Below are 13868 nucleotides of genomic sequence, written 5' to 3' on the forward strand. Positions count from 1 at the left end.
TCAAATTTCCATCGCTGCGAATATTATTCATTAGAAATACTAATATAAATCTCTCTATATAAACTAGCTTTATGACAGCATGAGGTAATTCAAATTTACACACTTATGACATTGAAGCTCGAACTCCACATACCTCTCAACGCTGATGAAGGCTAAATCAAGAGCCTGAACTATAAGTGACGTTCATTTCACTACTTCCACATTTACTAATTCTTTTTTGAACGACCTCGCAAAAATCCACCTTGACTATACTCTCTCTATAAACTGGGTGTAATTGTTTTGAGTACTTCGTACCACCTTTTACAAGGATATTGTCAACGTGTGCTGAGTAACCTGACATTGTATGAATCGTTACATTAGGTGCTAGTGCTATCTATCCAAACTTGTTTCTTGCCCATTTGAATATCGCGACTTACGTCTCATTCGCTTGATAACCTCAGAACTCCTTATCTGTTCATCAATCTGACAATATAGCTCTTAGATAATCAACTGTTTTACCTCCTTGGCACATACCAGATGCCAAAATGACAAGCATAACTTCTTGTATTGACGCTAATTGATTCATCACGCAACAATGTTCTTGATGACTTTTATTAACAACACACTACAAGAAATTCAAACGTTGGCGACCTTGTTGAATCTTCAACTCAGCTTCTTTAGACCACAACTTACGATAACATCATGGAACCAAGCAAGCCGTTGCATGGACAGGGTAGATAGACTCACGAACCCCTGCGGCAAACAACCACGGTAACCTGCCAATATGACCGATGTGGGCATGCGTCAGAATCAAAGCACGCACATGCTTTAAGCTGAAATCGATCTTCAGAGCCTGATTGTAAGAATCCGCTCCTTGAAAAAGCCCACAATCAATCAGCACAGATTCACCATTTATTGCCAATTCATGGCAGGAGCCTGTCCCCGTGTCTTTGCCTCCATGATGTGTTACTTCTACATTTGGTGCTAACTGCATACCTATCTCCAGTGTCATGCCTATAAACATAGACCTACTGTAGGCCGCTAGCGAACGTCAACGCTCTAGTTCATAACATTCTAACTTCTGTCGCATAGAACCAAACAATTGTCAGTCTCAGAGTAGAACCTGCGTCAACATGCTTTGGAAAAGCATTAATTTCTACTCTGGTACTTCCTGAGAACTTAGTTCCCTTGCTTTGAAGCTACGTGGAAATCTTATATACTCAACTGAATTATCCTATTCAAATGGAACCGTTTTATGATCATTGTAACTGGCGGTGCTGGCATGATTGGCAGCAACATTATCAAAGCGCTTAACGAAGCAGGCTTAAATGATATTCTGGTAGTCGACAACCTTAAAAATGGACGTAAGTTCAAAAACTTGGTTGACCTTGATATTACAGACTATATGGATCGCGATGACTTTTTAACGCAAGTTATGGCTGGCGATGATTTTGGACCTATCGAAGCGGTATTCCACGAAGGAGCATGTTCAGCTACGACAGAGTGGGATGGTAAGTATGTGATGTTGAATAACTATGAGTATTCAAAAGAGTTACTTCACTACTGTCTAGAGCGTGAAATTCCGTTCCTTTATGCCTCTTCTGCGGCAACTTATGGTGAGACGACTGTATTTAAGGAAGAGCGCCAGTATGAAGGTGCACTAAACGTTTACGGTTACTCTAAACAACAGTTCGATAACTATGTCCGTCGTCTAACTGCTGACGCGGAAGCACACGGCGAAAAACTGTCACAAATTACTGGATTCCGTTACTTCAACGTTTATGGCCCACGTGAGCAGCACAAAGGCAGCATGGCTTCTGTGGCATTCCATTTGAATAACCAAATGAATGCTGGAGAGAATCCAAAACTATTTGAAGGTAGCGCCCAGTTTAAGCGCGACTTCGTTTATGTTGGTGACGTAGCTAAAGTAAATCTATGGTTTATGGAAAATGGCGTTTCGGGCATTTTTAACTGCGGTACCGGCAATGCAGAGACATTTGAGGCTATTGCAGAAGCGGCGATCAAGCATCATGGTAAAGGGGAAATTGAAAACATCCCATTCCCTGACCATTTAAAAGGTGCATACCAGAAATTTACCGAGGCTGATTTAACCAACCTGCGCGCTGCGGGTTGCGATGTGGAGTTTAAAACTGTAGCTGAAGGTGTTGCTGAGTATTTGGCGATTGTGAACGGTAAGTAGCAGGGTCATATCGTTAAGCGATGTGCAATGACCACTCTCTACGTCATTCCCTTGAAAAAGGGAATCTCATAAAGCGCGCAGTGAAGTAATATGACCTTGCGTGATTCAGTCTTATTCAATAAATTCACTTGCTGTGGGAGATCCTCGCATTCACGAGGATGACGCAAACGTTAACAACATAGAAGATATTTATTAATGAACATTCTGATGGCCCTTTCTCAACTTGAGGTGACTGGAGCTGAGGTTTATGCGACAACAGTCGGAAACGAGTTAACCGCTCGGGGTCATAATGTGTTTTATGTCTCTGATACGCTAACGAAGCCCCATGATGGGCCCTTTTTCTCATTGCGATTTAACAAACGTAGTGTGCCGCGTCGTTTTTGGCATGTGGGTTATCTCATATACCTAATCAAAAAACATAATATTCAGTTAGTCCATGCTCACTCTCGTGCATCAAGCTGGAGCTGCCATGTGGCCTGTAAGCTAACTGGTACCCCTATGGTAACAACTGTGCATGGTCGTCAACCTGTGCATGCATCGCGTAAGAAGTTTCATGCTATGGGTGATAGAGCGCTACCCGTTTGTGAGGCGATTCGTGATCAACTACACAACGATTTAGCGGTACCTTTAGAGCAGATGGAGGTGAGTCGCAATGGTATTGAGACTGACAACTTCAAATGGGTTGAAGCACCTGACAACGCAAAACCCGTGATTACTATTGTGGGTCGTTTGACGGGGCCGAAAGGTGACTTATGTTATCGTCTGCTTGATGAGTGTTTAAACGCTGACGAATACGACATTCGTGTGGTCACTGGCTCTAAGTTTGAAACAAGATTCGAAAAGTTTAAATCAACCGTCAATTTTGTTGGTTATACCAATGATGTACCGACAATGCTAAGTGAAGCAGACTTAGTGATTGGAGCTGGACGCGTTGCGATGGAATCCTTGCTTTGTGGCCGCCCTACTCTGGCTATCGGTGAAGCGAAGTGCATTGGTATGGTCGACGAAACAAATGTTTCAGAGGCGATGGCCACAAACTTTGGCGATATAGGGCCAAAAGATCTCGATATCGACTTTGGCTCGATTTCTTCCTTTGTAGAGCAAGGACTCACGACTGCACATTGCTCAACGGCCACCAGCGATACTATACGCGAACACTATACTCTCTCTTCGATTGTTGACCAAATAGAGAGCATTTATCAAGACGTCTATGTCACTACACTAAAGCGTGAAATGCCTGTAATCATGTATCACCGCTTTATTAAAGATGACAGTGGCAAAGGCGTTCACGGTACCTACCTGCATATCGATATGTTTGATAAGCATATGGCTCTATTGAAAAGGATGGGATTTGAAACACTGACGTTTGAGGATCTTCAGGATGGGCGTTTAATTCGCAGGCTCGAAGCGGGTAAACGTTACATCATGTTGACGGTCGACGATGGCTATGTTGATAACTTAGATCTAATGCTTCCTGTTTTACAAAAGTACGACTTCAAAGCTGTAGTTTATGTGGTGACGGGTGAAACTTTTAACCGCTGGGATGTTGAAAACCCAAGTAATCCTGAGAAGTCTGTGCCATTAATGAATAGCGAGCAAGTATTACAGCTCGCAAAATCTGGCCATATTGAAATTGGCGGACACACACTTTCACACCCAAAACTTGATACGCTGAGCGAGCAACAGCAACAACACGAGATTGTTGAGAATAAGCAAGCGCTAGAATCCATCTTAGGTAAAACCCTAACCTCTTTTGCCTATCCATTTGGTGAGCATAATCAAGCCTCAAAAGATATTGCTAAAGAAGCCGGTTATCAATATGCGGTTGCGACCAATTCGGGGCCACTGCAGTTTCATAAAGACCCTTACCAAATCCGCCGTATTGCTATTTTTCCAAAAACTGATGTGTTTGGGTTATGGCGTAAAGTTCGTGGAAACTATCTATTTAGAAAGGTAAAGCAATAATATGAGAAAGCTTATCTCTCGCTTACAGCTTTTAAGAGATCAAATTCGACACCATTTAGGGGTGATGTTGTTTGATAAAACACGACAAACTTCGGCTGTACAGCCGGATTCCTTCAAGCACATTGTTTTTTTGCGTACCGATGCCAAGCTAGGCGATGCTTTTGTCTCCTCCTTTGTGTTTAGAGACATCAAAGCTCACAACCCCAATATCAAGCTCACCGTCGTAACAACACCCAATATGCGTTCGCTTTTTCAAGAACATCTAGGCGCCGATAACGTTGTAGAGCTAAAAAAGCGACCAAGTTATAGCGAGATAACCAAAGCCTGTATTGCAATTGGGTCTTGCGACTTGTTGGTTTCACTCAACCTAAATCCAAAAATGAAGGATCTGTTCTTTCTTAGCCAATGTAAGGCAAAGCATATTGCAGGGCTAGATGACTCACTACAAATAGTGGACATAAAGCTTGGAGAAAAGACTCGTGACTTACATTTTGCTGAACGATTTGCAACGCTACTTAAAGAAATTGGTATTGAAGCACATCATCAGAACTATATTATTCCACAAACGACTGAGTCTAAACAAACCGCACAGAATTTCATCGAAAGGCATGAGTTAACAAATTTTGTTGTCATTAATGCTTATGGCAGTGGCAACTCTCGAAAACTGAATGCTCAGTCTATCAAGAGACTTGTTGGCATAATTCATAAACATGCCCCTGAGCTTACTATTGTTTTACTATCATCGCCAGAAACGTATCAGCAGACTGAACAGGCAATCGAGAACCATAAGTTAATAGCCATCCACTATGATACGAGTAAAAACATCTTTGATGTAGTAAGTTTGGTTGCTCGTGCGAAGTTTACTGTTTCAGTGGATACTGCCATAGTTCACATGGCCGCAGGGTTGAAGGTACTACAGCTAGCCTTATATAATCCAGATCCTGAAAACTTCACACAATGGCATCCAAATTCTGTTCAAGCTTTGACGAGTAAAGCAAACCACAGTTCAGTGCCTGATATTAATAGGCTAAACTGGCCAGATGTAGAGCAAAAGCTATTGCAGCTCATCCAAGAGAAATAAGATTTATAACTATGAAAATCCTTGTTATAGGCCCTTCCTGGGTAGGCGATATGGTAATGTCGCAAAGTCTCTACAAAGAGATCAAACATCGCCATCCAAATGCAGTTATAGATGTTCTTGCCCCAGCTTGGTGTGAGCCTATCCTTTCTCGAATGCCCGAAGTTAATCGCTCGCTAGAAATGCCAATTGGTCATGGTGCCTTTGATCTAAAAGGTCGCTGGAAGATAGGTCGAGAACTTAAGTCTGAAGGCTATACTCATGCCTATGTCTTACCTAACTCAGCAAAATCTGCCTTGATCCCGCTGTTCGCCGGTATACCTAACCGTATTGGCTGGAAAGGCGAGATGCGATATGGTTTACTGACTGATCTGCGCCCTGATAAGCACTTATTTCAATTCTATGTTGAACGATTTGTAGCTCTGGCGAGCAGCAAAGAAAAGATGAAGAAAGATGTGCAGTTCAAGAATTGTCCTCGCCCTAGCTTGACAGTCGACCCCAACGAACAAAATAGGACACGCGAAAAATTTCAACTCAACATCTTACGCAAAGTCATAGGCATGTGTCCCGGTGCAGAGTTTGGTCCAGCGAAGCGCTGGCCTGACACACACTATGCTAAAGTTGCCCAACATGCTATCGAACAAGGTTGTCAAGTGTGGCTGTTTGGATCGACAAAAGACCGGGAAGTGACCGAGAAAATTCGCTCACAGCTTAACGATGGTGCGCAACAACACTGCTATAATATGGCTGGTTCCACATCGTTAACCGAAGCTGTGGATTTGCTAGCAGCTTGTAATACAGTGATCAGTAATGACTCTGGGCTTATGCATATTGCGGCAGCTGTTGGCTGCAACGTTATTGCCATCTATGGTTCGAGCTCACCGGATTACACCCCGCCACTCACTGATAACTTACACACAGTACATACCAATATCGAATGCCGTCCTTGTTTCAAGAGAGAATGTCCATTAGGTCACTTGGACTGTTTAAAAAAACTTAGTGCGCAAAGTATTATTGACTGTATTGATTAGAGAACCTTGATGATAAGTAGCCAACTATATTCACGCTTAACCTGTTTCACCGTGAGCTTCACCTTTTTAACCTTATTCACCTCAAAGGCCGGTGTAAATATTGCGTTCGGGCTCATTCTCGTGACTGCCGTCATAGGGGCTACCAGCAAGCAGCCATTACTTTCTGAAAACACAGAACTACGTAAAGCCTCTTACTTGAGCTTTGGACTGTATGCGTTAGGGCTAATTGTAACCTTTATCACCCCACTAGGGCTGACTGATCTGGCTTGGTTTGCTAGAAAGGGGGCGTTTTTTCTCCTATTGCCATTCTTGTTTCCGATGCTCGAAAAGCATGACCGCATTGCCATGAAAGCTTTACTGTTAGGTGCTGTCGTCGCAATGGGGTACGCTCTATACCTATATATGACAAAACAAGTTGCAGGCCGGATTAGTAGTTTTTGGGATATCGGTCGCTGGGGCGAGATTCTCGCGTACCTCTGGGCATTATTACTTCCTACTTTTTATTTGTATTCTTTCGAGAAAAGAGGTCAATATTTAGCATTAGGACTCATCGGAGCTAGTACTATCATTGCATTAGTAGCAAGTGGCTCCAGAGGACCAATGCTATTCGCTGCTTGCTCAACCCTACTGTTTCTCCTATTTACTAGCCGACAACTGTTTTTAGGCCTTATTTTTGTTGGCGTTATTTCGTTGTTCCTGATGAAAGACTCTGCCTACTTTCATTCTACATATGAGCGAATTGCAAGTATTGCAGCAAGTGACAATAACTCTAACAACGCTAGATTGGCCATGTGGCGCTACGGATTGGGGATGACGTGGGAACATATCACTTCTAACCCTCTTCTGTTTTTATTCGGTACAGGGGACAGTGAGTTACCGAATATTTTCACTCACTATTTGTCCACTGTCGGTTCAATAGAAGAAATACAACGCTCTGTAGGAAACCAAATATCTTACAGTGATCTTCATAGTCTCTATGTTGACAACCTAGTCCGAATGGGGCTGATTTACAGTTTCTCGTATCTAGCTTTCATCGCTTTTTTGCTCTGCAGAGCTATCAAATTACTCAGACAGGGCTCCTCATTGGCCTGGGGTATGATTAATCTAATTACCACTTACTTGGGCATCGGCTTGGTTTATAGCAATAATCTGGAATTCCAAACATCTATATTCTTGTTTATGCTGAGCTTAGCTTGGGTACAAGGTATAAAAAAGAAAGAACAAAGAGGTTAACTATGACTTACAATATTGAGGTCATCATGGCCGCATACAACAACGTCAAAGATATGAAATTGGTATTAGATGGTTACTTGCGCCAAACCGACAGTGCCTTTAATGTATGTATTGCTGATGACGGGTCGACTAGAGAAGTAGCAGATCTAGCGCGTTTATATACCAATCTAGGACTGTCCATTAGACACATCTGGCAGGAAGATAATGGCTTTCGAAGAGCTGAAATAGTAAATAAAGCAGTTGCAAGCTCAGAAGCTAGCCAAATAATTCTAACAGATAATGATTGCATTCCCTCTCGGCATTTTATTGGTGACTATAAGAAAGTCTTCTCTGAAGGCCCTGATAAAATTATCTTAGGACGTCGAGTTGACATGTATGACGGCTCAAGTGCCTTGCTTCGAAGTGGTGCTGTATCTTTTGAAAGTCTAGAAAACCCGTTTTGGCTCCTATCACAAGCGGCAAAGAAAGGATTAAAACGGCCAGAGATGGCAATTCGCTTCCCTGAATGGATCTGTAATATTTGGAATAAAAAGAAGCGAGGTGCTATTGGGGCTAACATGGGCATGCCCAAAGAAGCCCTAATGAAAGTAAACGGCTTTGACGCAGATTTTCAAGGCTATGGTATGGAAGAGACCGATTTGCTTAGAAGACTTAATGCTGCTGGATACCAAAATCGTACGGTATTGGGTCGATGTGCTTTATATCATCTCTACCACATCGAGAAAATGCAAAGCCAGGAAGCTTGTGTCATGTACGAAAAGAAAAAAGCACTGAGTAATATTGTATGTACTAATGGCATAATCAAGCTCAATAAAATCGAGTGATAAGATTACTGCACTTGTTGTTCAACTCTCCGCTACACTATGTTTGAATGGCACGAAAAACTGTAAAAGAGGACTTTTTTCAAGGCAGAAGGTATCATTTGTATCCCATTAAATAACTGACAAAGTAATTAGTATTGCAAAAAGAGTGTATTTGTAAATGATTCAGCCTACTGCTAATAACATCCAGAGGATGCGGATTTTTGTCATAAGCCTCCCACACGCTGCAGAGCGACGTGAACGCGTAAAGAGCATATTCGAAGCAACAGATTACGAGTTCAGTTTTTTTGATGCCGTCGATGGTAAGGAAGGCTTACCTGAACGACTGGAAAACAGAATCAATGATAGATACCGTATGATTTTTCGAAGTCGGCCTCTATCACGAGGAGAAAGAGGCTGCTTTGCTAGCCACTTCTTACTCTGGGAAAAGTGCGTCGAGTTAGACCAGCCGATCATTATATTGGAAGATGACTTCGTCCCAACAAAGCACTTTGTTCATGCGCTCAATCATTTGAGCGAACTCATCGACGGTTTAGACTATCTGAAATTGGAGAGGCGCCGAGCGAAATGGTTGATGTTAGATAAGGTTGCTGGCTTTGAACGTCGATTTGTTTACGACAATTCATGCGGTGCTACTGGCTACATTCTTACTCCCAATGGTGCAAAAAAACTACTTAGTCATTGTGAACAGTGGCTTTGTGCAGTTGATAATTATATATCTGAATGCTTCCGACATAGCATGCCAAGTTATAACATCAATCCAGGGGCGATACAGGCACTTCACGACATGCCTAGCTTCATTCAAGTGGATAGTAAGACTTCAGTACCGATATACTTCAAACTAACTAGAGAGCTTAACCGCTTCTATCGTTTTTTAAGAATGACTGTAAGTAACCAGCGTATCATTAACGGCATTAAAAAAACTCAGCCTCAAAAGATGAATCATAACTCCTAAAATAGTTTGAAGTTATGAGTATCTGGCTATGTAAGCAATGGTGCTATAAACCAAACAGTAAACAACACTCTGATCTACAACCCCAAACAGCTTGACTAAGGATTTCCTGTGTACAAAAAACTAAAGGCTATTGTTGAAACCTTTAAAGGAGAAGCTTCTAGGCTCGCTTTTCTTGTAGCTAAACCATTTTTGAAACAGGAACGAGTTTGGCTGTTCTCTGAAAGTGAAAATCAAGCACAAGAGAATGGCTATACTCTTTATCAATGGGTAAAAAAACATCACCCAGAGATTAAGTCTATGTATGTTTTAGGAAAAAACTCTCCCGTGAGAAGTAAGTTCAATGGAGATAGCAACCTCTTGACCTATGCAACACTCCGTCAATATTTCTATGTTTTTAAAGCGGAGCGAATCATAAGCACGCATGGTTTATGGATGATTCCTGACGGCATTGGGCTGCAAAAAAAGATAAACCGCAAACATCTAAAGGCAAAAAAAGTGATGCTTAATCACGGTATTGGTTTTTTGAAAAATGGAATCGACTTCTATCATAAAAGTCGTTTCCCACTTAATGACTTTATTATGTCACTGTCAACCAAGCATCAAGACATATTTACTCAAGTATATGGCTATAATAAAAGTGAAGTTCCTATTGTTGGCTATCCACGTTTTGACAATATGATCGACAAGTCAAAAAGCGTTGGAATGTCAGAAATTTTACTAATGCCTACATTTAGAGACAAGCTACAAAAAATGGGGGGAAAGTTCTCTGAAACAGAACTTTTTCAAAGAATAGTTGACCTAGTCGTCGACGAAAGAATGAAGAAACTACTCGAAAACAGTAACTCGAGATTAATCATTTACCTTCATCAAGAGAACCAAGATAGCTCCTTTTGCTTTGACGAATATGTTTGCAAACATATTGCCATATGCACCCAAAAAGATTTTTCTGTAACCGAGCTTCTCACTCGTTCTAAATTGTTGATTACCGATTATTCTAGCGTGCTATTTGACTTTGTTTACATGAAGAAGCCTTTTATTTCTTATCAGTATGATAGAGAGAATTTTTTAAACACTAGAAGACATAAGCCTATGATAAACATAAAAAACGACCTACCAGGCGAAGTCGTCGATACACATGAAGAGCTCATTAACTGCATTGAAAATACAGTTAATCGCCACTTTACACTTCGCAAGGAAGATGCTGACGCCATCAGTAACTTTTTTCAGTACACTGATAGAAATAACTGTCAGAGAGTTTTTCAATTTATCAATGAGATTTAACTAGGACATACTATGAAAAAAATAGGCTATACTACTGGCGTATTCGATCTATTTCATATAGGGCACCTTAACCTGCTTAGACGAGCTAAACTAGAGTGTGATTACCTTATAGTTGGCGTAACTACTGATGAGCTTAGTTTAAATGGCAAAGGTAAACAACCAGTCATTCCGTTTGTAGAGCGTTTCGAGATTGTTGAATCGGTTAAGTTTGTCGACCAAGTTTTACCTCAAGACTCTTATAATAAGCTCCAAGCTTGGGAGAACATAAAGTTTGATAAAATGTTTGTTGGTGATGACTGGAAAGGCTCTAAAAAATGGAATCAGCTCGAAAAAGAGTTTGCCGATAGAGGAGTAGAAATCGTCTATTTCCCATACACTACTCATACTTCTAGCACACTGTTAAAAAGTGTTCTAGAAAGCCTGTCCGGTTAGAGTAGCCATAACTTATGATTCTATCAGGTACCTGAGTGATAATGAGTTTTAGCAGCAAGGCGTCAACATGTTAACCAAAAATACAAATAACAATCCAACCATTTCCATAGTTTGCCCTTGCTATAACGAGCAAGAGGTTTTAGGGAGCTTTATGAAGCGTATCAGCCAAGTCCTAGCTGATACTAGCTACTCGTACGAGGTAATACTAATTAATGATGGTAGTAAAGATAGTACCCTAAAGGTCATGAAGCAGCTTCATGAACAGTACCCACAAGTTAGGGTTATTAACTTATCAAGAAATTTCGGTAAAGAGGCTGCACTGACAGCTGGAATAGACGTCGCTCGCGGCGAAGTGTTGATTCCAATTGATGCAGATTTACAAGACCCGCCGGAGTTGATACATAAATTCTTGCAAGAGTGGGAAAAAGGGTTTGACGTTGTGGTAGCTAAGCGAGTTGATAGAAGTACCGATTCGTGGGCAAAAAAGCTAACTGCTGAGCTGTTTTATAAATTTCACAATGCCGTAGCACAAGTTGAAATTCCAGAAAATGTAGGGGATTTTCGTCTTATCAACCGTCGAGTGGTCAATGCGATTCAATTGCTACCCGAGAACCAGCGTTTTATGAAGGGCATCTTCTCATGGGTTGGATTTAAAACATCAGTAATCGAATACAAGCGTGAGGCTCGCGAGGCAGGTGAGACTAGTTTTAACGGTTGGAAGTTATGGAACTTCGCCTTAGACGGCATCACTAGTTTTAGTACAGCGCCTTTGCGAATCTGGCTTTACATTGGTTCGTTAATTTCCGCTCTTGCATTTATTTATGGGAGCTTTACCATAATTAAAACATTGATGTATGGGATTGATGCACCGGGTTATGCATCGACGATCACTATAGTGCTATTCCTTGGTGGCGTGCAATTAATTGGCATAGGTGTCATGGGAGAATATATAGGTCGCCTGTACATGGAATCAAAGCGTAGGCCAACTTATATCATCGAAGAAGACAGCTACCTCAATAGTACGCCAACCAATAAAAATAGCAAAAAATGATGTCCACTCTGATTGAGCGTCTATTACAGTATAGGCTTGTCCGGTTCGCATTGACCGGTGGCTTAGCGACTGCTATTCATGTTGGCGTTGCTTTTATGTATTTGCACCTCATGCAAGATAACGTATTTGTCGCGAATGTCTTTGGGTTCAGTTTAGCATTTGTTTTTTCGTATTTTTCGCAAACTCTACTGGTCTTCAAAAATCGCGTAAACTTTGGAAACGCACTACGCTTCTTCATAGTTCAATTTGGTGCATTACTAGTGGCTCAAGGAATCAGTGAACTGTTCTCTGACCTCAATAGTTATCTGAGAGTAATTATGGTTGTGTTTATCCTACCAATCGTAACCTACATCATCCATAAGGTTTGGACATTTTCAGACAACCAGCCTTCACAACACACTAAATAAGTGAGAACAATCGAATGTCGTTAAACTCAAAAGTCGATCGCGCTTTTACTTGGCTTTATGCATTAGGATTTTCTCTAGGTCTGCTTTTTTGCTTTATGTACGCTCAAAACCAGATCATTACGGGCGACCAAACCCAGATGCTCTACAAGGGCTATTTGGGCGTCTACCAAGGCACCTGGCTAAACTTTGGCAATGCAGCAAGCGCTGTAGGGAACGTTCCAGGTTCACTATCTACTTGGTTAATTGGAGGTCCATTATTATTGTGGGATTCACCATGGTCGCCTATGTTCCTCTTAATAGCTTTACGCGTTGTTTCTTTGATATTGCTTGATAGTGTTATTAAAAATACGTTTGCCGGTAAACATTGTCAGCTTGCCCGACTAATATTTCTGGCCTTATACTGGTTAAACCCTTGGTTTCTTTACGATAGTATACTTTATAACCCTTCATACCTCTGCTTATTTGCTGCCATGCATTTATGGTCAGCTTCCAAAATGAGGATAACCAGATCTTTTGGTTATACATTCATACACGTCCTCTCTATCGGCCTTGCAATGCAGCTCCACTATTCTTGGCCAATCTTAGCAGTGATATCGGGTTATCTTCTGTATCGTGATATGGGAAAAGTCTCTTGGTTTGGCGCTATTGCAGCAGTTCTTACAATTGCAGCATCACTGATACCCTACTTACAAGAAATTGCGAATCAGAGTTCCACCTCTCATGAAAGTGACCGCTATATCGGTTATGGCCTAGTGCATGTTTACCCCGTCCTTAAAGCTATACTCTATTGGCTACGTTATGGTTCAATGCTGTTTTCTAACAAAGTAATTGCTTATAGTGAGTTTGATTGGTTGACACAGATTGAACTCCTCAAACTGACCGCCTTAACTTTGTGGAAAGCATTTATATTCTTGGTCGGCGGCATCAGTGTAATTGTTTCAGCTCGATTAAATTGGCTTTGGTGGAAACGGATCAAACCAATTATTCTACGTTCGAAAGATGACATCACCTCGATCGCTTGGCTAGAGCTTTATGCCTTTGGGGCAATAGTTGGGGTCATTATAAGCGCAGCGCTATCTCCAATCACTTTCTCATACTGGCATCTAATTCTTGTTTACCCATTTGCGATTATTCCTATTTCGAGTGGCGTTTTCAGATTTCTAACCCAGCAAAAGCGAGCAAACATAAAAAAAGTTTACTCTGACTCGAAGTTCTCACGTTGGGTTGAGCGGTACAGGTTTACTAGAGCAATTCGAGACACTTTCTCAAGTGATAAAAAGCTGCGAATTATGCTAATAGCAAGCTTCGGCTACTTACTAGCACTTAACGTGCTAGCCTCTCAAGATAGCCTAAAGTATTCATATAAGAGTGACTATGTGTCTCAGGTAAACAATTACTTGCTCAAAGAACGGTTATTACCTAACAGGAAGTAATA

At 41.3% G+C, this 13868-nt stretch carries 12 protein-coding genes and 1 pseudogene; 12 read left to right on the top strand and 1 reads right to left on the bottom strand.

Translation table 11 applies throughout. The features are described from left to right. Window positions 1–682: 682 nt before the first annotated feature. Window positions 683–973: pseudogene (locus tag JKJ11_RS15680) on the bottom strand (MBL fold metallo-hydrolase); the annotation flags it as partial. Window positions 974–1234: 261 nt separating this feature from the next. Between JKJ11_RS15680 and rfaD the strand changes: the two are divergent. The 12 genes from rfaD to JKJ11_RS15740 all read left to right on the top strand — a co-directional run bounded on the left by rfaD (window position 1235) and on the right by JKJ11_RS15740 (window position 13866). Continuing rightward, the gene (rfaD, locus tag JKJ11_RS15685) at window positions 1235–2179 is read left to right on the top strand and encodes an ADP-glyceromanno-heptose 6-epimerase (RefSeq protein WP_252038493.1); all 945 of its coding nucleotides are present in this window, start codon (window positions 1235–1237) and stop codon (window positions 2177–2179) included. 195 nt (window positions 2180–2374) lie between these two features. Beyond that, the gene (locus JKJ11_RS15690; protein ID WP_124940395.1) at window positions 2375–4144 is read left to right on the top strand and encodes a bifunctional glycosyltransferase family 4 protein/polysaccharide deacetylase; all 1770 of its coding nucleotides are present in this window, start codon (window positions 2375–2377) and stop codon (window positions 4142–4144) included. 1 nt (window position 4145) lies between these two features. Further along, window positions 4146–5225, top strand: coding sequence for a glycosyltransferase family 9 protein (locus JKJ11_RS15695; protein WP_006071228.1), 1080 nt, complete (start codon window positions 4146–4148; stop codon window positions 5223–5225). Between the two features lie 11 nt (window positions 5226–5236). Next, complete coding sequence (waaF, locus tag JKJ11_RS15700; RefSeq protein WP_252038495.1) at window positions 5237–6253, top strand: lipopolysaccharide heptosyltransferase II; 1017 nt, start codon at window positions 5237–5239, stop codon at window positions 6251–6253. A 9-nt stretch (window positions 6254–6262) separates the two neighbouring features. Further along, window positions 6263–7486, top strand: coding sequence for an O-antigen ligase family protein (locus tag JKJ11_RS15705; protein ID WP_252038497.1), 1224 nt, complete (start codon window positions 6263–6265; stop codon window positions 7484–7486). Window positions 7487–7488: 2 nt separating this feature from the next. Next, on the top strand, window positions 7489–8310 hold the full coding sequence (locus JKJ11_RS15710) for a glycosyltransferase (protein ID WP_252038498.1): 822 nt from the start codon (window positions 7489–7491) through the stop codon (window positions 8308–8310). 157 nt (window positions 8311–8467) lie between these two features. Then, window positions 8468–9262, top strand: coding sequence for a glycosyltransferase family 25 protein (locus JKJ11_RS15715; protein WP_252038500.1), 795 nt, complete (start codon window positions 8468–8470; stop codon window positions 9260–9262). Window positions 9263–9370: 108 nt separating this feature from the next. Beyond that, entirely contained in the window at window positions 9371–10543 is a 1173-nt protein-coding gene (locus JKJ11_RS15720) for a CDP-glycerol glycerophosphotransferase family protein (RefSeq protein ID WP_252038502.1), read from the top strand. Window positions 10544–10555: 12 nt separating this feature from the next. Beyond that, window positions 10556–10975, top strand: a complete 420-nt coding sequence (locus JKJ11_RS15725; RefSeq protein ID WP_252038503.1) for an FAD synthase family protein — start codon at window positions 10556–10558, stop codon at window positions 10973–10975. A 67-nt stretch (window positions 10976–11042) separates the two neighbouring features. Beyond that, window positions 11043–12026, top strand: coding sequence for a glycosyltransferase family 2 protein (locus JKJ11_RS15730; RefSeq protein WP_252038505.1), 984 nt, complete (start codon window positions 11043–11045; stop codon window positions 12024–12026). After that, window positions 12023–12433, top strand: a complete 411-nt coding sequence (locus JKJ11_RS15735) for a GtrA family protein (protein ID WP_252038507.1) — start codon at window positions 12023–12025, stop codon at window positions 12431–12433. The genes JKJ11_RS15730 and JKJ11_RS15735 overlap by 4 nt, the downstream gene beginning before the upstream one ends. Window positions 12434–12447: 14 nt before the next feature. Further along, the gene (locus tag JKJ11_RS15740) at window positions 12448–13866 is read left to right on the top strand and encodes a 3-deoxy-D-manno-octulosonic acid transferase (RefSeq protein ID WP_252038509.1); all 1419 of its coding nucleotides are present in this window, start codon (window positions 12448–12450) and stop codon (window positions 13864–13866) included. Window positions 13867–13868 lie beyond the last annotated feature (2 nt).

It is taken from the genome of Vibrio sp. SCSIO 43133, assembly GCF_023716845.1.
Classification (GTDB): Bacteria; Pseudomonadota; Gammaproteobacteria; order Enterobacterales; family Vibrionaceae; genus Vibrio; species Vibrio mediterranei.